Annotated in this window: 20 protein-coding genes; 11 read left to right on the forward strand and 9 right to left on the reverse strand. The window is 70.6% G+C overall.

Translation table 11 applies throughout. From position 1 onward, the window contains the following. Positions 1-22: 22 nt before the first annotated feature. The 3 genes from ABZW60_RS06220 to ABZW60_RS06230 all read right to left on the reverse strand — a co-directional run bounded on the left by ABZW60_RS06220 (position 23) and on the right by ABZW60_RS06230 (position 3,242). Entirely contained in the window at positions 23-658 is a 636-nt protein-coding gene (locus tag ABZW60_RS06220; protein ID WP_355474603.1) for a hypothetical protein, read from the reverse strand. 110 nt (positions 659-768) lie between these two features. Beyond that, positions 769-2,220, reverse strand: a complete 1,452-nt coding sequence (locus ABZW60_RS06225; protein ID WP_355474604.1) for an aromatic amino acid lyase — start codon at positions 2,218-2,220, stop codon at positions 769-771. Between the two features lie 11 nt (positions 2,221-2,231). Continuing rightward, a complete protein-coding gene (locus ABZW60_RS06230) occupies positions 2,232-3,242 on the reverse strand; it encodes an ornithine cyclodeaminase family protein (RefSeq protein WP_355474606.1) in 1,011 nt (336 codons plus the stop codon). A gap of 77 nt (positions 3,243-3,319) precedes the next feature. Between ABZW60_RS06230 and ABZW60_RS06235 the strand changes: the two genes are divergently transcribed. Beyond that, positions 3,320-4,024, forward strand: coding sequence for a hypothetical protein (locus ABZW60_RS06235; protein WP_355474607.1), 705 nt, complete (start codon positions 3,320-3,322; stop codon positions 4,022-4,024). Here the strand turns inward: ABZW60_RS06235 and ABZW60_RS06240 are convergent. The 3 genes from ABZW60_RS06240 to ABZW60_RS06250 form a co-directional block, all read right to left on the reverse strand. Further along, the gene (locus ABZW60_RS06240) at positions 4,021-4,407 is read right to left on the reverse strand and encodes a pilus assembly protein CpaE (RefSeq protein WP_355474609.1); all 387 of its coding nucleotides are present in this window, start codon (positions 4,405-4,407) and stop codon (positions 4,021-4,023) included. The genes ABZW60_RS06235 and ABZW60_RS06240 overlap by 4 nt on opposite strands. A gap of 88 nt (positions 4,408-4,495) precedes the next feature. After that, a complete protein-coding gene (locus ABZW60_RS06245) occupies positions 4,496-4,864 on the reverse strand; it encodes a hypothetical protein (protein WP_355474611.1) in 369 nt (122 codons plus the stop codon). Between the two features lie 20 nt (positions 4,865-4,884). Next, complete coding sequence (locus ABZW60_RS06250) at positions 4,885-5,634, reverse strand: M15 family metallopeptidase (protein ID WP_355474612.1); 750 nt, start codon at positions 5,632-5,634, stop codon at positions 4,885-4,887. A 176-nt stretch (positions 5,635-5,810) separates the two neighbouring features. On the opposite strand from ABZW60_RS06250, the gene ABZW60_RS06255 reads away from it, so the two are divergent. Both ABZW60_RS06255 and ABZW60_RS06260 read left to right on the forward strand, forming a co-directional pair. Next, positions 5,811-7,169, forward strand: coding sequence for a histidine kinase (locus tag ABZW60_RS06255; RefSeq protein ID WP_355474614.1), 1,359 nt, complete (start codon positions 5,811-5,813; stop codon positions 7,167-7,169). Beyond that, on the forward strand, positions 7,166-7,906 hold the full coding sequence (locus ABZW60_RS06260) for a response regulator transcription factor (protein ID WP_355475835.1): 741 nt from the start codon (positions 7,166-7,168) through the stop codon (positions 7,904-7,906). Before ABZW60_RS06255 ends, ABZW60_RS06260 begins: the two co-directional genes overlap by 4 nt. Before the next feature lie 148 nt (positions 7,907-8,054). On the opposite strand, the gene ABZW60_RS06265 is transcribed toward ABZW60_RS06260, so the two are convergent. After that, positions 8,055-9,071, reverse strand: coding sequence for a transcriptional regulator (locus tag ABZW60_RS06265; protein ID WP_355474616.1), 1,017 nt, complete (start codon positions 9,069-9,071; stop codon positions 8,055-8,057). Positions 9,072-9,132: 61 nt separating this feature from the next. Between ABZW60_RS06265 and ABZW60_RS06270 the strand changes: the two genes are divergently transcribed. Together ABZW60_RS06270 and ABZW60_RS06275 are read left to right on the forward strand one after the other, a co-directional pair. Next, complete coding sequence (locus tag ABZW60_RS06270; RefSeq protein WP_355474618.1) at positions 9,133-10,299, forward strand: epoxide hydrolase family protein; 1,167 nt, start codon at positions 9,133-9,135, stop codon at positions 10,297-10,299. After that, positions 10,296-11,393, forward strand: a complete 1,098-nt coding sequence (locus ABZW60_RS06275; protein WP_355474620.1) for a winged helix DNA-binding domain-containing protein — start codon at positions 10,296-10,298, stop codon at positions 11,391-11,393. The genes ABZW60_RS06270 and ABZW60_RS06275 overlap by 4 nt, the downstream gene beginning before the upstream one ends. Here the strand turns inward: ABZW60_RS06275 and ABZW60_RS06280 are convergent. Next, positions 11,390-11,731, reverse strand: coding sequence for an MmcQ/YjbR family DNA-binding protein (locus tag ABZW60_RS06280; RefSeq protein ID WP_355474622.1), 342 nt, complete (start codon positions 11,729-11,731; stop codon positions 11,390-11,392). The genes ABZW60_RS06275 and ABZW60_RS06280 overlap by 4 nt on opposite strands. Positions 11,732-11,795: 64 nt before the next feature. Here ABZW60_RS06280 and ABZW60_RS06285 point away from each other — a divergent pair, with 64 nt between their 5' ends. From ABZW60_RS06285 to ABZW60_RS06310, 6 genes are all read left to right on the forward strand, one after another. Then, positions 11,796-12,872: an alpha/beta hydrolase-fold protein gene (locus ABZW60_RS06285; protein WP_355474624.1), complete on the forward strand. Its 1,077-nt coding sequence runs from the start codon at positions 11,796-11,798 to the stop codon at positions 12,870-12,872. Continuing rightward, positions 12,832-13,578, forward strand: coding sequence for an alpha/beta hydrolase-fold protein (locus ABZW60_RS06290; RefSeq protein WP_355474626.1), 747 nt, complete (start codon positions 12,832-12,834; stop codon positions 13,576-13,578). Before ABZW60_RS06285 ends, ABZW60_RS06290 begins: the two co-directional genes overlap by 41 nt. Positions 13,579-13,588: 10 nt before the next feature. Continuing rightward, positions 13,589-14,824: a hypothetical protein gene (locus tag ABZW60_RS06295; RefSeq protein ID WP_355474627.1), complete on the forward strand. Its 1,236-nt coding sequence runs from the start codon at positions 13,589-13,591 to the stop codon at positions 14,822-14,824. A gap of 5 nt (positions 14,825-14,829) precedes the next feature. Continuing rightward, positions 14,830-15,696 (forward strand): amidohydrolase family protein, encoded by an 867-nt coding sequence (locus ABZW60_RS06300; RefSeq protein ID WP_355474629.1) that lies wholly within the window; start codon positions 14,830-14,832, stop codon positions 15,694-15,696. Then, a complete protein-coding gene (locus tag ABZW60_RS06305; RefSeq protein WP_355474631.1) occupies positions 15,697-16,161 on the forward strand; it encodes a GNAT family N-acetyltransferase in 465 nt (154 codons plus the stop codon). A gap of 89 nt (positions 16,162-16,250) precedes the next feature. After that, entirely contained in the window at positions 16,251-18,059 is a 1,809-nt protein-coding gene (locus ABZW60_RS06310) for a sugar-binding domain-containing protein (protein ID WP_355474633.1), read from the forward strand. On the opposite strand, the gene ABZW60_RS06315 is transcribed toward ABZW60_RS06310, so the two are convergent. Next, positions 18,044-19,078 carry a putative sulfate exporter family transporter gene (locus tag ABZW60_RS06315; protein WP_355474635.1) on the reverse strand — a complete coding sequence of 345 codons (1,035 nt, stop codon included), beginning with the start codon at positions 19,076-19,078 and terminating at the stop codon, positions 18,044-18,046. The genes ABZW60_RS06310 and ABZW60_RS06315 overlap by 16 nt on opposite strands. Positions 19,079-19,123: the final 45 nt, after the last annotated feature.

The raw sequence follows: 19,123 nt of genomic DNA on the forward strand, positions 1-19,123 counted from the left end.
TGCATGCGGACTGCGGCGGGCGTCAAGGGTGCTGCCGGCGCTCCCAGTTCGCCGGGTCGCACCAGGACGGGTCCAGACCGCGGTCGATGCAGTACTGCCGGAGGATCTCTTCCCGGGTCGACGGGCGGTCGGTCGGACGCGACGGCACGACGGTCGGCGTACTGACGGTCGCGCGGATCGGCGTCGACGTGATCCGCTCGGAGGTCCTGGTCGCGGTCGGCTTCCTGGTCGGGCGCTGGGTCGGCCGCCTGGTCGGCCGGGTGGTCTGCACCGGGATCGTCCGCGGCGGCGTGACCGCCGTTCGCGGTACGGCGGGACTCGTCGAGCCGGCCGCCGGACTCGCGGACGGCGATTCCGCCGCGAACGTCACGGCCGCCGGGTCGTCCGATCCGCCACCGAACAGCCCGATCACGGTCACCGCCCAGATGTTCACCCCGAGGAACACGAGCAGCGACGCGGCCCCGGCGTACGCGGCCCGGCGGGAGGGACCGCCGTACCGGCCGATCGGGCCGAGCACCGCCTTGCCGTTGCCGTCACGCCAGAAGTGCCAGCCCGGCGGCGCCGGCGGCCAGGACGGCTCCGGGCGCCAACTCTCCGGCGGGATCCAGTTGCGCCGGGGCGGAATCGGCCAGTTCGGCGGTGCCACGAACCGCTTCAAGAGAACTCCTCCACTCCACCGACACGACCCTCGCACCAAGCCAACGACACAGACCCCGCGCGGGCTACTTGCGTCTTCAGCACGAACTGCGTGTCGGCTGGCTTTTTCGATCAGTCCGGTAGCCGGAGGACCTCGGTCAGGAGGCTGGTCAGGTCGTCGCCGAACGGGCGGTCGGCGTCGATCGGTGGTACGGCGGCGTCGACCGCGCGCATCAGGTCCTGCAGGCCGGGTGGGATGTCGCGGGTGGAGAGCGCGAAGGCCTGGCGTACGGCGAGCAGTTCGCAGGCGATCGTCGTACGGGTCAGGCGGATCGCGTCCATCAGGTTGCCGGCGGCTTCCCAGGCGAAGGCCTGGACGTCCTCCTGGCCGTTGGAGGTCTCCGCCGTACTGATTGCCGTGGGCAACGTCAGGCGGCGGAGCTGGTGGGTGGTCGCGACGGCACGTTTGTGGACGGCGACCAGGCCGGCCTGTGGACCGGGGTCGCGGGCGAGCTGCGCCGGCAGGCCGGTCACCGCCGGATCCAGAAGCCGGTGCAGTCGGGCCGCCGATACTTCCGCGGCGTGGGCCAGCGCGGCGGCCAGGTGGTCGCAGTACGCCGCGAGCTCGATCCCGTGGAACCCGGCCGTGCTGACGAACTCGCCGTCGAGGTACGCCGGGGAGTCCGTCACGCCGCCGAACGCCCGCTCGACCGCGCCGTCCAGCTGCTCGATCGTCCGCCGTACATGTGCGACCACGTGCCCCGCCACCCGGAACGAGACCGGCGCCTGCAAACTCCGCGGCTCCGGCTCAGGCCCCGCCAGCTCCCGAATCCGCGCCAACTCAGCCGCCAGCACCTCGTCCCCCCGCCCCGCCGCCGCCCGATACGGATCCCGACTGGCCCCCACCACCGCAACAGCCCCGGCCCCCACAGCCGTGAGCTGATCCGCGACCCGCCGCCCCCGAACTACCGCAAGCGCCGCCCGCCCAGTAGCCCCAGGAACACCCGCCAGCAGGGCGATGCCTTCCTTGGGCCCTAGCTCTAACGCCGGCAGCACCCCCGCTGCCGCCACCAACCCCGCCCCAGGACAGGCCCTAGGTGGGTCGGAGGTCTGGGGTGGTGGGGGTTGGAGGCGGCCTAGGCCGACCAACGCGCCGGCCGCGTGGGCCAAGGGGATGATTTCGCCGGCCGAGCCGGCGCCTTCCATCGGGATGGCGGGGGTGTAGCCGCTGTTGATGAGGCTTACGAGTTGGTGGATGAGGGGTACCGAGACGGCGGCGTCGCCGGTGAGGAACGTGCGGAGGCGGGCCAGCAGGACGGCTCGGGCTTCGTCGGGCGGGAGCCAGGGTGGGCCGCCGACGGCGCGGGCGAGGAGCAGGTTGTGTTGGTGGCGGCTCTGTTCGGCCTCTGTCAGGCGGACCTTGCTGAGGTTGCCCATGCCGGTGTTCACGCCGTACACCGGCCTCCCGGACCCGAGCGTGTCCAGCGCGGCGGCACGGATCGCCGCGAGCCGGTCCAGGAGCTCGGGTGCGAGCACGATCTCGTCGGTGCTCGCCGGATCGAGATCCGCCGGTTCCCGGATCACCCGCACGACCATCAGTGGAACCGCAGCATCGTGCCGGTGTCGGCGGCTTCGGCGCGGCGCAGGATCAGATGCGCGATCGCGACGTCCAGCAGCGACAACCCCCGATGCCAGAAAAGGTTGCGCTCGGCATCGTTCTCGCGGCCGGGCTTGCGCCCCGCGACGATCTCGCCGATCTCGGCGTACAGAGTCCGCGGCGACAGCCGTCCGCTGTCCACGTGCCGGCGCAACGCCCCGAACCGCCCGGACTGCGCCTCCCGCCAGTCGTCCACGACGACCTTGTCCATCACCTCGAGCAGGTCGAGCTCGACCGCCGACACGGTCCCGTACGGTACGACGAACGCGCCCGGCCGCACCGCCGCCGTCCGCAGCAGCGGCTCCGGCTCGGTCAGCCGCGTCGCCTCGACGAGTACGTCGGCGCCGTCGAAGGCCTCCTCCGCCGTCGCACACACCCGCACCGGCGTGGTCAGCTCCGCGGACAGGTCCGCCGCGAACTTCTCCCGCGACTCCGGCCGCCGCGACGTCACCCGGATCTCGTCCAGCTCGAAGAGGTCGTCGAGCATCGTCACGTTCCACCAGGCGGTCCCGCGGGCGCCGGCGTGCGCGAGGACCTTGCTGTCCCGCCGGGCGAGATGCCGGGCGCCGACGGTCGTCATCGCACCGGTCCGGGCCGCGGTGATCATCGTCGCGTCCAGAACGGCCAGCGGTACGCCGGTGGTCGGGTCGAAGAGCGTCGCCATCGCGAGCTCGCTCGGCAGGCCCTTGCGGTAGTTCGGCACGAAGTCGCCGACCACCTTCACCCCGCTGATCCCGTGCTCGCCGAGGCCGTCGAGGTGCCCGCGCAGGATGTTGAAGTGCCCGATCCCGCCGTTGTCCGGCGTGAGGTGCACGCGCGGCTCGAAACTGGTCCGCCCCTCGCCGTGCTCGCGGACCGCGTCCTCCACGGCGTCGACGATCTCCCGCCGGGTCAGTCCCAACCCGTCGATGTCCGGGCCGCTGAGGAACCGCAGCCAGATCCCTTCCACCACGTGGCTCCTTCGGTCGCCGTCGCTCGATACTTTAGTTGCGCCCGCACTTCGTAGGTTCACGCTACGTTCGGGAGATGGGGTCGACGACTGCGGATCGCACGGTGATCGGGCACTCCGCCGCGGACAAGGCGATGCTGTTCGGCGGGCTGCCGCTGGCCGGGCTGGTGCTCGGCTTCTTCGTGCCGCGGATCGCGGACTGGGCCGAAGGCCGCGAGTGGGTCCCGTTCCAGGGCCCGTTGCGGCTGATCGCGGCCTGGGACAGCTGGTGGGTCGTGGTGATCTGCCTGGCCGTCGGGCTCGTGGGCGGCGTCCTGCTGGCCGGGATGGCGCTCGACGACACGCTGAAGGTGACGATCACCGGCCAGTCGGTCGAGTTCCTGAAGAACCAGACGACCGTGACGGTGCCGCGGGTGAAGGTCGCGGTGGCGTTCCTCGACGGCAAGGAGATCGTCCTGCAGGACGCGTCGTCGCGGGAGCTGGCTCGCGAGAAGCACGACCAGTTCAAGTCCGAGACTCCGAAGATCGCCGCCGCGTTCCGCGCGCACGGCTATCCGTGGTCGGAGGCCGGCGACCCGTACGCGTCCGAGTTCCGCCGCTGGGTCGAGGCCGATCCGGATCTCTCGCCCGCGGCCAACGCGCTGCTCAGGGCCCGGTCCAAGGCGTTCGACCAGGGCGACAAGGGCAAGGCCGACCTGCGCGAACTCCGCGGCGAGCTCGCGGGTATCGGCTACAGCGTGAAGGACAAGGACAAGAAGCAGTACTGGCGCGCGACCGGCTAGCCGTCCAGCAACTCAAGGACGGCTTCGGCGTACGCCTGCTCGGCGTCGTCCGCGGTGCAGGCGCCGTTGGCCAGATTGACCCGGTAGCCGTCGGGTGTGGCTTCGAGGGACCGGAAGTGCGGGCCGAGGAGCGCCCGCAGCTGCTCCTCGCGCGGCAGCCAGATGACCTCGCGCTGCTCGATGCTGTCCAGGGCCCACTCGGTGGTGCCGTTGAAGCCGATCACCTTGCTGCCCTGGTAGTCGTGCACCTCGACGGTCATGTCGCTCACCACGAACACGTCGTCGTCCATGTCGCGGTCCGGTACGACGAAACGATCCCCGGCCGAGGGGGTCCACAGCACCCCGGCCTTGCGCAGTCGTCCGGCCTGCTCGATCGTGATCACCCCTCCATCCTCCCCACGGGAGGCAAACCGCGCAGGTCCACGCGAGCCGCGACCACCGAGATGCGGCTCGCGCGGAGGACGCGGAGGGTCAGCGTTCGAGGGCGGTGCGGAGCTCCTCGGCACGGTGTGCGATGCGGTCGCGGCACTCCGTGGTGAGCGGCAGGTCGATCAGCGCGGTCGCCTGCAGGTGGCTGAGCCCGAACTCGTCGCGCAGGCGCCGTACGGCGGTCGCGCGGTCGGCGGAGGCGCGCAGGACCGCGGCCACCTCGTCGCGACGCTCGAACGCGGCCAGCACGCCGTCGTAGATCTCCAGCTGGGTGTGCGCGGACCGGTCAGGCTCCGGCATCGTGTGCTCCGTCTTGTCACCGGTCCGGATCACCTGCCGCCAGAGAGCGGGTACGGCGAGCCGGGCGCGGGTGTAGCGCCGGGTCAAGGGCTGGGCGTAGGTCATGGTCATCTCGGTGTTCCCCCTAGTGATCAATCTGGCTTGGCCACCGCGTGCGGTTCGCGCGGCGGGCACTTCGTACCGGGCGTTGTGAGCGCCTCGAAGTGCCAGGGTTCGTTGTCGTACCGGCGGCACACGCCGTACCGCCAGCCGTTCTTGTTCAGCCACGTCATGGCGGCCGTCGGACCGATGTCCACGGCCTTGCCCTGCACATGCGCGGAGTACTTCGGCGGCAGCACCCAGCGCGTCGCCGCCTTGTACGAGCCGTACTTCCGGATCGCCTCGTTCAGCAGCCGCTGCTGCTTCGCCGCGCTGCGCCGGCCGGAGGTGATCCGGATCGTGACGCCGTCCGCCTTCGCGGCCGCGATCGCCTTCGTCAGCCGCTTCTTCAGCGTCGGCGAGAGGCCGTCGATGCTCTCCTCGCGGGAGGTCTTGGCCGGTTTCTTGGTCGGCTTCCGAGTGGGCGTCCGGGTCGGCGTACCGGTCGGCGTCGTGGCGGTCCTGGATGGCGTGGACGGCGTGGACGGCGTGGACGGCGTCGGGGTCGTACGGCGGGACGGCGTCGGGGTGGCGAGCGTCGTCATGGGAGGTTCGCCGATCGCGGGCGCGCCGACGGTCGACACCACCGGCGTCTTGTCCGCGCCCAGGCCGAGCGCGTCGGTGACCTGGCCGTGCCACAGCAGCAACGATCCGGCGACCGCACCGACCCCGACGACACCGATCACCGACAGCAACCGGGTCCGCGCCGCACCGTTCGGGCGCGGCGGCAGGTCCTCACTCATGGGGTACAGCCTTTCGGATCGGGGCGGGCGACACATCGGTCCCAGGGACCGTTCTGCTGCCCCATCTGTAGCCCCTGAGTATCAGTTCGGACGCCGAGCCTCCTCCAAAAGTTGGAGCCGGCGCCCGTCCGGGCAGATGAAGCTTTGGCAAACACAGGCTGACTACGCTGGGCGACGTGAAGGGTATCTGGCGCCGATTGTCGCAGGGGCAGCAGGATGTGCTGCTCGCTGCGCTCATCGGGCTGGTCTGGTTCGTCACGCTGAACTTCGTCAACGGCACCGGTCTGCGCCCGCACAACCCGGCGGTCTCGGTGGTGACGGGCGTCTTCCTGGTCGCCACGGTCGCGTTCGTGCGACGGATCCCGCGCACGATGCTCGTGATCGTCTCGGTCCTCTACCCGTTCCTGTACGCCGCGGTCGGCACCGGCCTGGCGGCGCAGCTCGGCTTGACGATGTTCGGCCAGCCCGAGATCAGCGACGCGGCGCTGCAGTCGGAGATCCACCTGGTCCCGCTGCTCGTCGTCGGCTACCTGGCGGCGTCGGCGGGCGTCCGGCGGTTCACCTGTCTGTTCTTCACGATGGGCAGCCTGGCCGGGCTGATGATCGGGCTGCCGACCGTGGTCGCGGTCGTCCTCAGCCGCGTCAACCGCGCGATCCTGTACGGCGACCGGTACCGGAGCCTGCCGCGGGACGTGCCGAGCCTGTACTCCTACATCGACGTGTCGCTGTTCGTCTTCGCGGAGGCACTGATCTGCGGGATGGTGCTGCTCGGCGCGGACGCACGCCGGCGCCGCAAGTCCGTGGCCCTGCTCGAGCAGCGCAACGCCGAGCTGGTCCGGCTGCGCGCGGTCGAGGCGGAGCGGGCCGCCGTGGCCGAGCGGACCCGGATCGCCCGTGACCTGCACGACGTGATCTCGCACCATGTGAGCGCAGTGGTGATCCGGGCGCAGGCCGCGGACCGGGTGGCAGACCAACGGCCAGAAGTACTCCGGGAGGCGATCCGCTGGATCATTGCCAGCGGCAAAGAGGCGTTGACCGCGATGCGGGAGACGGTCCGGGTGCTGAACACCGCCTCGCCGCAGGTCGCCGGCGACACCGGGTCCGGCGGCGGGACCGCGCCGGTGCCGGACCTGGCCGACGTGGCGCGGATGGGTGAACGGCTGAAGGCGGTCGGGATCGACGTGACGATGGAGCTGCCGCCCCGGCAGCGGCAGCTCACGTCGGCGACCGACCTGACCGCGGTGCGGATCATCCAGGAAGCACTGACGAACGTGATGGTGCACGCCAAGGCGAGCGCCGCGCGGGTGACCTGGCAGAGTGGACCGCAGGGCGAACTGCTGACCATCGACGACAACGGGACCGGCGGGCCGCCGCCGGTGAACGTGCTGGAGGCCGCGCGCCGCAAGGAGAGCGGCCGCGGCAACGGACTGATCGGGATGCGGGAACGGGCCACGGCGGTCGGCGGGACGCTCGCCGTCGCGGCCGGCCCCCTGGGTGGATGGAGAGTGCAGGCATGGCTGCCGCCGCAGAAGTGAGCGAGCCGATCCGGATCCTGGTCGCCGACGACCAGGGCGTGATCCGGATGGGTCTGGCGATGATCCTGGACCACGAGCCGGACCTGACCACCGTCGCCCAGGCCGAGAACGGCGAGGAGGCGCTGCGGCTGATCGAGCAGCACGACCCCGACGTCGTCCTGATGGACATCCGGATGCCGGTGATGGACGGTCTGGTCGCCACCGAGCGGATCACCAGCGCGAACCGGGAGACCGGCCGGGCGCGTCCCGCCGTCCTGGTGCTGACGACGTTCGACGACGAGGCGTACGTGCTGGCCGCCGTCCGCGCCGGCGCGTCCGGATTCCTGCTGAAGGACACCGATCCCGATCTCCTGGTGTCCGCCGTCCGGGCGGTGCACCGCGGCGACTCGCTCGTCGATCCGGCCTCGACCCGGGTGCTGCTGGAGCGCTGCATGGAGCTGGAGCGCCAGGTCGACGGGGGTCCGGTGGCCGGCGCGCCACCGCAACCGGATGCGCGCTGGGCCGGACTGCTGTCCCAGCTCAGCGAACGGGAACGCGAGATCCTGGTGTGGATGGCTCGCGGCCTGTCGAACCGCGACCTCGCGACCAAGCTGTTCGTCAGTGAGACCACGGTCAAGACCCACGTGAGCTCGGTGTTGTCGAAGCTCGGCCTGTCCAGCCGGGTCCAGGCCGTCGTCGTCGCCTACGAGGCGGGTGTGGTCCGGCCCGGTGAAGCGGACGTGCGCTGGGACTCCTAGGTGAACAGCCAGACGGCAGCCGCGGCGGCGGCGAGCAGGATCACGACGGTTACGGCTTGGCTGAGCACCGACGCCTTGCGGCGTTGCGGCAGGAAGTCCCCGGTCATGCTTCCAGGGTGCGTCGCGGCGGCGCCGTACCCATCGGCCGTCAGGATGGTTCCGGTCTACTACCTGAGGATGACTGGTCGTTGCCAGGGGCATCCGATCGGACCGGCGGGCCGGCCGCGCGGTGGAGCCGGTCGGCCAGCGCGGTGAGGGCGGCCGAGAGTTCGGGCGCGTCGAGGACCTCGAAGTCGACGTCCAGCAGGCCGAGGTAGAGCGTCAGCATCTGCGGGGTGTCGGAGCCGAGCCGGATCAGGCAGCGGTCCGGCCCGAGCTCCTCGATCTCCACCGGCAGCGGGAGCTTGGCGCGGATCTCCGCGGCCGGCCCGTGCAGCAGGACGCGGGCGACGTACCGCCAGGTCGCGGTGCCGACGCCGCGCTGCAGCCTGGCGGTGACCTCGGCCTCCGGCAGCTCGCGGGGCGTGAACCGCGGCCCGCCGGGGATCTTCGGCGTGATCCGATCGGCCCGGAACGTCCGCCAGTCGTCGCGGTCCGGGTCCCAGGCGATCAGGTACCAGCGGCGCCCCATGACGACCAGCCGGTGCGGCTCGACCTCACGGCTGGTCGCGCGCCCGTCGTGGCTCGCGTAGTCGAAGCGCAGCCGGTGTTCGGAGCGGATCGCCGCCGCGATCGCGATCATCACGTCGGCGTCGACCTTCGGGCCGGTGGCCGGTACGGCGAGCGTCGCCGACTGCATCGCACTCACCCGGTGCCGCAGCCGCGGCGGCAGGACCTGCTCCAGCTTGGCGAGAGCCCGGATCGAGGTCTCGCCGATGCCCTCCACACCTCCGTTGGCGGCCGTCCGCAGGCCGATCGCGACCGCGACCGCCTCGTCGTCGTCCAGCAGCAGCGGGGGTAGCGCGCCGCCGGCGCCCAGCCGGTAGCCGCCGGTCAGACCGGGCGCGGCCTCCACCGGGTAACCGAGCTGCCGCAGCCGGTCGACGTCGGTGCGGATCGTCCGGGTACTCACGTCCAGCCGCTCGGCCAGCTCGGGCCCGGTCCACAGCGCCCGCGTCTGGAGCAGGGACAGCAACCGGAGCAGACGAGCCGACGTGTTCAGCATTTCTCCAGGATGGCGCACATTGCGGAAGGAAGTCTTCCGCAGTGGCTTCTACGGTCGAAGTATGACGAACACACCGCAGATCCACCCGTTCCTGATCGACATCGACGACGCCGAGCTGGCCGACCTGAGGTTCCGGCTCGAGCACACCCGCCGGCCGCGTCCGGTCCCGGGAGACAGCGACGACTGGAGCCGCGGGATCCCCTGCGGCTACCTGTACGACCTGGCCGAGTACTGGCGGACGTCGTACGACTGGCGGAAGGCGGAGCAGGAGCTCAACCGCTATCCGCAGTACACGACCGAGATCGACGGGCAGACGATCCACTTCTTCCACGTCCGCTCCCCCGAGCCGGACGCGACGCCGCTGCTGATCACCCACGGCTACCCCGGCTCGTCGGTCGAGTTCCTCCGGCTGCTCGGGCCGCTGTCGGACCCGGTCGCGCACGGCGGCGACGCGGCGGACGCCTTCCACGTGGTGGTGCCGTCGCTGCCGGGGTTCGGGTTCTCGACCCCGTTGTCCGGCGGCGGGTGGGAGCTGGGGCGGACCACGGCCGCGTTCGCGGAGCTGATGACCCGGCTCGGGTACGAGCGGTTCGCAGCGCAGGGCGGCGACATCGGCGCCGGGATCACCGGTCATCTGGGGGCGACCGTGCCCGACCGCGTGATCGGTACGCACGTGAACAGCGACCGCGGGACACTCGCGCTGGCCGGTGAGTTCGTCCCGCTGCCGGACGGCCTCGACGAGGCGGATCTGGCGGTCGTCGAGCAGGCGAAGGCGGCGTGGACGGCGGGGCGCGGCTACCTGGATCTGCAGAACCACACGCCGGAGACGATCGCGGCCGGGCTGACCGACTCGCCGGTGGCGCAGCTGGCGTGGATCGCGGAGAAGTTCCAGCTGTGGACGGACCCGGCGAAGTCGCCCGAGGAGTCCGTCGACCGCGACCAGCTGCTCACGCTGGTCAGCATCTACTGGTTCTGCCGCGCGGGCGCGAGCGCGGCCCGGTTCCTGTACGAGGCGGCCCACTCCGATCTCGGCTGGGGTGCACAGTCGTCGGTGCCGTCCGGCTGGGCGGTCTTCAACAGCAGCCCGGTGGTTCGCCGGATCGCGGATCCGGAAGGCCGCGTCCAGCACTGGTCGGACTTCGACGAGGGCGGCCACTTCCCCGCGATGGAGTGCGGCGAGTTGCTGGTCGAGGACGTGCGCGCCTTCTTCCGTACGCTTGGCCGATGAACGCATCGACCCGCGTCCTGAGCCGGCGGGAACTGAACCGCGCGACCCTCCAGCGCCAGCAACTGCTGCGCCGGGAGAGCGGACCGGTCGCCGAACTGATCGAGCGGCTGGTGGGGATGCAGGCGCAGGCCCCACTGGCCGCGTACGTCGCGCTGTGGTCGAGGCTCGAGGGCTTCGACCCGGCCGAGCTGTCCGCGCTGATGCTCGAGCGCCGCGTCGTGCGCGCCTCGCTGCTGCGGTCGACGATCCATCTCGTCACCGCCGAGGACTGCCTGATGATGTGGCCGCTGATGTATCCGGTCGCGGACCGCGGGCTGCGCGGTGCGTTCGGCAAGCAGCTGGCCGGCGCCGACATCGACGCTCTCGTTGCGTTCGGCACCGACCTGATGAGCCGCGAGCCGTACTCCCGCAGCCGGCTGCGGGACGTGCTCGGCGAGCGCTGGCCGGACCGGGACGCGAACGCGATGGCGTACGCCGTCAGCTATCTGGCCGGCACCGTCCAGGTGACGCCACGCGGCGTCTGGGGCGAGACCGGTCCGGCCGCGCTGCAGACGATCGAGAGCTGGCTCGGCCGGGCGCCGATCACGGATCCGTCGATCGACGACCTGGTGCTCCGTTACCTAGCGGCGTTCGGGCCGGCGAGTGTGGCCGACGTCCAGATGTGGTCGGGGCTGACAAGGTTGCGCGAGGTCGTGGACCGGCTGCGGCCGGGACTGCGCGGGTACGCCGACGAGGACGGGCGGGAGCTGTTCGACGTACCGGACGGGCCGGTGCCGGACGCGGACACGCCCGCGCCGATCCGGTTCCTGCCGGAGTTCGACAACCTGCTGCTGTCGCACGCGGACCGGCGGCGGGTCAACCCGGCCAAACGGACCGTCCCGCTGCCGCCCGGGAACGGGGCCGCGATGGGCACGGTCCTGATCGACGGCGACTACGCGGCCGACTGGCGGCACCACCGCGGCGCCGACGCGAGTCTGCGGGTCACCACGCACGCGCCGGTCCCGGCTGCCGTCCGGGACGCGATCGAGGCCGAGGCGATCGCCCTCCTCGGCCTGATCGGCAGCAAGGAGACGCCGGTCGTCGTGACGTCCTAGGTGCCGAAGAACTCGGCGCGGACCTTCTTCGGGACGCACATCGCCCAGGCGTCCAGGATCAGCTCGCGGAGCTCGTCGTAGTCGAGGGCGGCGAGCCGGACCTGGATCCACTTGTAGCGCTCGTCCGAGGGGCGTGGCGGGAAGAACTTGTCCGGCTCGGCGGCCAGCGCGGCGGCCCGCTCCTCGCGGGGGAAGCCGATGCCGATCGTCTCCTCGTCGCGGGAGACCGCGAGATAGACGATCTGGCCGACGCGGAACTTGATCTGGTCGCGGACCAGAACCTCGTAGCTGCGCGGGAGGTCCGCGGTGATGGCGCGGATATCGGTGAGATCGACCACCTTCCCACGATAGAACGCGATCACTGACACGTGTTGTCAGTGATTGCGGCAGTACCGTGGTCGGATGCCTGGTGTCGTGAGCGCGGTCGAAGGGGCCGAGGTGGTGTTCCGCCTCGGTGACGCTGCGCATGCGTTCACCGGGGTCCGGTTGTGGCAGGAGCTGGGACTTCCGGCCGAGCTGCTCGAGTTCAAACCGGTCGAGGACGGCTGGGAGCTGCGGCTGCCGCGGCCGTCGGTGCACCGGATGGAGTACCTGTTCGACATCGCCGACCTCGGCATGCGGACGGACCCGACCAACCCCCGGGTGGTCGGCGGCGCGTTCGGCGAGCACTCGTGGCTGCCGCTGCCCGGATATGTCGAGCCGGCCTGGATCGCCGTACCGCCGCTGCCGTCGACGCTGACGCCGCTGACCGTCGACTCGCCGGTCGGACCGGTCGACGTCCAGGTGTGGGCGCCGGACGGGATCGCGCCGGCGTTCGAGTTGCCGTTGCTGCTGTCCCACGACGGTCCCGAGTTCGCGACGTACGCCGGTCTGACGCATTACGCCGGGGCGATGGTCGCCTCGGGTGCGCTGCCGCCGTTCCGGCTGGCCTTGCTCCGGCCGACGTCCCGCAACCTCTGGTACGCCGCGAACCCCCGGTACGCCGACGCGCTGACGCAGCACGTCGTACCGGCGGTCCGGGCGCAGTACGCGAGCCGGCGGCCCGTGATGATGGGCGCCAGCCTGGGTGCGCTCGCGGCGTTGCACGCGGACTGGCATTTTCCGAACACGTTTTCCGCGCTGTTCCTGCAGTCGGGATCGTTCTTCACCCCGCAGACCGATCCACAGGAATCCAAGTTCGAGTTCTACGCCGAGGTGACCGGGTTCGTCGAGCAGGTGCTGACGGCAACCACGGCGCCGGGCACGCCCCGGATCGGGATGACCGCGGGCACCACCGAGGAGAACGTGCACAACAACCGGGTGCTGGCGGCCCGGCTGGCCGAGCTCGGGCTGGACGTGCGGCTCGACGAAACTCCCGACATGCACAACTTCACAGCCTGGCGGGATGTGCTGGATCCTGATCTGACGGAGCTACTGCGACAGACCTGGGGTGGGGCTGATGGAACGGGAACAGGTCGAACTGGAGGCGCCGGGGCTTGACCGCCGCGGCACCCTGATCCGGTACGGCCACTACGGCCGGCCGGTCCTGGTCTTCCCGAGCGAGCAGGGACGCGCCTGGGACTACGAGAACAACGGCATGGTCGAGGCGGTCGCCCCGCTGATCGACGCCGGCCGGGTGAAGCTGTACTGCGTCGACTCCTACGACCACGTCAGCTGGTCGGACCGCAGCATCCAGCTCGAGGACAGGGCGCGCCGGCACGAGCTGTACGAGTCCTGGATCCTGAACCAGGTGGTGCCGACGATCGGGACGGACTCGCCGGGCGTCGGCGACATCATCACCACCGGCTGCAGCCTGGGGGCGTTCCACGCGCTGAACTTCGCGTTCAAGCGCGCCGACCTGTTCCCGATCGCGATCTGCCAGTCGGGCAACTACGACGCGGCCGGCTGGCACGCCTGGGGTGAGCGCGGCGACGCGACGTACTTCAACAACCCGGCCGACTATCTGCCGAACCTGTCCGGCGAGCACCTGGACTGGCTGCGCAGCCGGTTGTTCATCCTGCTGACCGTCGGCCAGGGCGACTGGGAGACGCATCCGACCGGCTCGCTGCCGTCGGCCCGCGCGACGGCGGCGGTCCTGAAGGAGAAAGGCATCCCGCATGAGCTGGACCTGTGGGGGTACGACGTAGCACACGACTGGCCCTGGTGGCGGCAGCAGCTCGCCCACCACCTGCCCCGATTCTGCTGAGGAGATTCACGTGAGTGATAGATCGCGTCATCTGATCGGGTTGCTGCTCGGGGCCGAGGAGGACTGGCCGCAGGCGTTCGAGGCGCTGTTGCAGCGGGTCGGGCCGGTGACGATCGACGGGCGCGAGCACGAGTTCGGGTCCCGCCGGTTGACCATCGAGCCGTTCGACCTGACCGACCCGGTCCGGGTCGGGCTGGTGATCGACCGGCTCGCGTACTGGTACTACCACCCGCGCGAGTGGCTGAAGAAGGCCGCGCTGATGAACGGCACGTACCTGCTGAACTCGCCGTTCACGTTCCAGTCGATGGAGAAGCACTCGGCGTACTGCGCGATGCTGCGGCTCGGGCTGAAGATCCCGCGGACCGTGCTGGTGCCGTACAAGAACCCGGTCGACAACGTGCGCTGGGCGTACACGTCGGCGACGTACAACCGGCCCTTCGACCTGGACGCGATCGCCGAGGACCTCGGGTACCCGCTCTACATGAAGCCGTTCGACGGCGGCGGCTGGCGGGGCGTGTCCCGGATCAACAACAAGGTCGACCTGCACCAGGCGTACGACCAGTCCGGCGAGATGCTGATGCACCTGCAGGCCACGATCGAGTACGACAAGTTCGCGCGGGCGCTGTCGATCGGCGCCGAGACGATGGTGATGGACTTCCGGCCGGACGAGCCGATGCACAACCGGTACGCCGTCTCGCACGACTTCCTCAGCCCGGCCGCCGGGCACGAGGCGGTCGCGATCAGCCGGATCGTGAACGCGTTCTTCGGCTGGGAGTTCAACTCCTGCGAGATGCTGGTGAAGGGCGACTCCGTCCACCCGATCGACTACGCGAACGCCTGCCCCGACGTCGCGGTCACGTCGCTGCACTACTACTTCCCGTGGGCGCTGAGTGCGCTGGTCAAGTGGTCGGTCTTCTGCCTCGCGACCGGCCGGCGCTCGTCGGTCGACCTGCACACCGAGCGGTACTTCGAGATCGCGGACGACGAGTCGCTCGACTACGAGGCCAAGCTCAACGGGTACCTGGCCCTCGCCGACGAGCACTTCGAGACCGCGAAGTACCACGAATGGTGCGCCTCCCACCTGGGCGACTTCGACCTCCGGGTCCGGGACTGGGTAGCCGGCCCCGACTTCGACCGCCTTCTCCGCGAGACCGTCATGTCCACCTACCCCACCCACGAACACGAGAAGTTCTTCGCCCACTTCAAGGGCCTCACCAACCTCTGGCTGGCCGATCAGGCAGGCTAGAGGGCGTGCGTGATGCGGAGGTACCGGCGTGGTGGCGGCGGCTCGGGCTCGACGGGCTGGTGGACGTGCATGTGCACTTCCTGCCGGACCGGGTGATGAACGCGGTCTGGGCGTACTTCGACCAGGCGTCGTCGCATTACGGGACCGAGTGGCCGATCACCTACCGGACCTCGGTGGAGGAGCGGCTCAAAACGCTGGATTCGCTGGGGGTGCGGGCGTTCCCGGCGCTGGTCTACCCGCACAAGCCCGGGATGGCGGCCTCGCTGAACGCGTGGGCGCGGGACTTCGCGGCCGTGACACCTGGGTGTGTGCCGAGCGGAACGTTCTTTCCCGAGCCTGACGCGGGCGCCTATGTCCGGTCGGCGCTGGAGCTGGGCACCCGGATCTTCAAGGTGCACGTCCAGGTCGGGGACTACGACCCGCGCTCCGGTGAGCTCGACGACGTGTGGGGCCAGCTGGCCGAGGCCGGCGTACCCGTCGTCGTCCACTGCGGCTCCGGCCCGATCCCCGGCCGGCACACCGGCCCCGGCCCGATGGGCGAGGTCCTGCGGCGCCACCCCCGCCTGACCGCGGTCATCGCCCACCTCGGCATGCCCGAATACGCCGAGCACCTCGCACTCACGTCGTACCCCAACGTCCACCTGGACACGACGATGGCCCTGACCCCTTTCACCGAAGCGATGATGCCCTTCCCCCGGGACCTGATCCCCCGCCTCGCCGACCTCCAGGACCGCATCGTCCTCGGCTCCGACTTCCCCAACATCCCCTACGAGTACGCCGTCCAACTCACCTCCCTCGAAGCCCTCGACCTCGGCGACCCCTGGCTCCGCGCAGTCTGCCGCGACAACGGCACCCGCCTCCTCGGCCTTTAGATGGAGATCGAGGAACGGTCAGCGGATGACGTCGAGCTGGGAGCGCTTCTGGCGGCGGCCTTCGCGGAGCTGGTCTCGCGGTACGGCGCTGAGGGGCGGTCGCAGGTGAAGGGTGGGGCTCGGTACTTCGTGGTGCTTGATGAGGGGCGGCGTGCGGTCGGGTGTGGGGCTGTGCAGGTCTTCGGGCCGGGGAGCGAGTATCCGGGCGACGGTGAGGTGAAGCGGATGTACGTCGTCCCGGCGGCTCGTGGGCGGGGTTACGCACGCGCGCTGCTGGCCGGGCTGGAGGACGCGGCTCGGGCGGCCGGGCACCCTAGGCTCCGGCTCACCACCGGGCACCGCCAGCCGGAGGCGATCGCGCTCTACGAGTCGAGCGGATACACCCGCACCGAGGCCTGGGGAAAGTACGTCGACCAGCCCGGAACCCACTGCTATGTGAAGCGGATGCAGCTCCCGGAGCGTTGATCCGGGTCCTGGAACTGGCCGTTGCCCGCTTCATTCCAACGTTGTAAAGTGCTGCCGTCCCGCCATCGACCAGCATCACGGGAGAGCACATGTCTCAGCCTCGTGCGGAGTACCCGCGTCCGCAGTTCGTCCGGCCCGAGTGGGTGAATCTGAACGGCGAGTGGCAGTTCGAGATCGACCGGTCGGACTCCGGGCTGGAGCGCGGCCTGCGCGAACGCGAGCTCCCGCAGCGGATCGTCGTGCCGTTCGCGCCGGAGACCGAGTTGTCCGGGATCGAGGACGTCGACTTCCTGGAGGCGGTCTGGTACCGCACCACCGTGACGATCCCCGCGGACTGGGCCGGCAAGGACGCCGTCCTGCACTTCCAGGCCGTCGACCACGACGCCACCGTCTGGGTGAACGGCGAGGAGGTCGTCCGGCACCGCGGCGGGTTCACCCCGTTCAGCGCGAACCTGCGCCACGTCGCCCGGCCCGGCGAGGAGGCGACGATCGTCGTCCGCGCCCGCGACAGCCACCGCGGCCCGCAGGCCCGCGGCAAGCAGAGCCAGCTGTACTTCAACCACAGCTGCCTCTACACCCGCACCACCGGCATCTGGCAGACCGTCTGGCTCGAAGCGGTCCCGACGGTGCACCTGAAGCGGCCCCGGATCACCCCGGACGTCGCCGGCTCCAGCTTCCACCTCGAAGTCCCGGTGTCCGCGAACAAGACCGGGTATACGATCAAGGCGACCCTGAAGGACGCCGACGGCGAGGTCAGCACCGCCGAGGTCCGCGCCGACCTCGACCTGGCTCCGCGGCTGACGCTGCAGGTCCCGGCCGACCGCGTCCGCCTCTGGGACACCACCGACCCGCACCTGTACGACGTCCGCCTCGAGCTGATCGATGCCGACGGCAACGTCGTCGACGGCGCCGACTCGTACGCCGGCCTGCGGTCGGTGAGCATCAACGGCAAGGCGATCCTGATCAACGGCAAGCACGTGTTCCAGCGGCTCGTGCTGGACCAGGGGTACTGGCCGGAGAGCCTGATGACGGCGCCGTCCGAGGAAGCCCTGATCCGCGACATCGAGCTCAGCCTGGCGGCCGGGTTCAACGGTGCGCGGCTGCACCAGAAGGTGTTCGAGGAGCGGTTCCTGTACCACGCGGACCGGCTCGGCTACCTGGTCTGGGGCGAGTTCGGCGACTGGGGTTCGGGCGTCGGCCACACCGGCGACGACAACCAGCAGCCGACCGCGTCGTACGTCGCGCAGTGGCTCGAGGCGGTCGAGCGCGACTACAGCCACCCGAGCATCGTCGGCTGGTGCCCGCTGAACGAGACGCACCAGCTGCTGCACGACCGGATCACGCAGCTCGACGACGTCACCCGGGCGATGTTCCTGGCCACGAAGGCCGCCGACACCAGCCGTCCGGTGCTGGACGCGTCCGGGTACAGCCACCGCGTGCCGGAGACCGACGTCTGGGACTCGCACAACTACGAGCAGGACCCGGCCGAGTTCGCGAAGCAGATGGCCGACCTGGTCAACGACAAGCCGTACGGCAACACCGGCGGCCCCGAGGGCAAGCCGATCTCCCTGGCCTACGACGGGCAGCCGTACTTCTGCAGCGAGTTCGGCGGTATCTGGTGGAACGCCGAGGCCGCGGCCGCCGGTAAGGACGGGCGCAGCTCGGACTCGTGGGGCTACGGCCAGCGGGTCGCCGACGAGGAGGAGTTCTACACGCGCTTCGCCGGCCTGGTCGACGCGCTGCTCGACAACGAGCTGATGTTCGGCTACTGCTACACGCAGCTGACCGACGTGTTCCAGGAAGAGAACGGCGTCTACAACTTCGACCGCAGCAACAAGCTCGACGTGCCGCGGATCAAGGCGGTCCAGGACCGCCAGGCGGCCTACGAGAAGGACTGAAGTACCAGCGAGCCAACAGCGACCAGGGCCCAGAGAATCGCTCCGAGCAGGAGCGGCCTGGGCCCTGCGTCGCGGAGCTCGCGCGGTCGGAGCGAGAGACCGATCGCGGCGAGCGCGGCGGTGATGAGTAGCGTGCCGGTTAAGCTGAGGCCCGGCAGCCAGTGCTCGGGGATGAGCCCGGCGGAGCGCAGCCCCGCGGCGGCGACGAAGCCGATCAGGAACAGCGGGACGAGCTTGCGCCACGGCAACGGTTTGCGGATCGAGGCCGTGGCGCCCTGGTATGACCCCTCGCCGACCGCATCGAGCGCCCGCGCCGCGCGGTTCTCGCGCCGGATCTTCAGCGCGGCGAGCGTCAGCACGATCGGGATCAGGGTCAGCGACCGGGTGAGCTTGACGACGATCGCTTGGTCACCGGCGGCCTGGCTGTACGCGTACCCGGCCGCGACCACGGACGACGTGTCGTTGACCGCCGTACCGGCCCACAGGCCGAAGGCCTCCGGGCTCATGCCGAGCAGATGCCCGAGCGGCGGGAAGGTCAGCACGGCGACGATGTTGAAGGTGAAGATCGTCGCGAGCGCGTAGGCGACCGACGAGCGCTTGGCGCCGATCGCGGCGGTCGCGGCCGCGATCGCGGAGCCGCCGCAGATCGCCGTACCGACGCCGATCAGGGTCTGAGTGTCGCCGCGTACGCGGAGAAGCCGCCCGAACACCCAGGCGCCGCCGAGCGCGAGGGCCAGCGTGCCCAGCATGACCGGCAGCGACGAGACACCCACGCGCGCGACCTGCTGCAGCGACAGCCCGGTCCCGAGCACGACGATCGACAGCTGGAGCAGCGTCTTCGACGCGAAGTCGTAGCCGGGACGCCAGACGTCGGAGCGCAGCGCCGGGACCACGCTGCCCGCGACGACGCCGAGCAGGATCCCGAAGACGGGGCCGCCGACGAGCGGCACGAGTCGCCCGAGCGGCACCGCCACGGCGGTCACCAGCAGGACGATCCCGAGGCCGCGCAGGCGTCGCACGACCGGATCCAGGCGGCGGCGGGCGGCAGAGACGGCGGGGTGGGT

This window comes from Kribbella sp. NPDC003557 (genome assembly GCF_040610805.1).
GTDB lineage: Bacteria > Actinomycetota > Actinomycetes > Propionibacteriales > Kribbellaceae > Kribbella.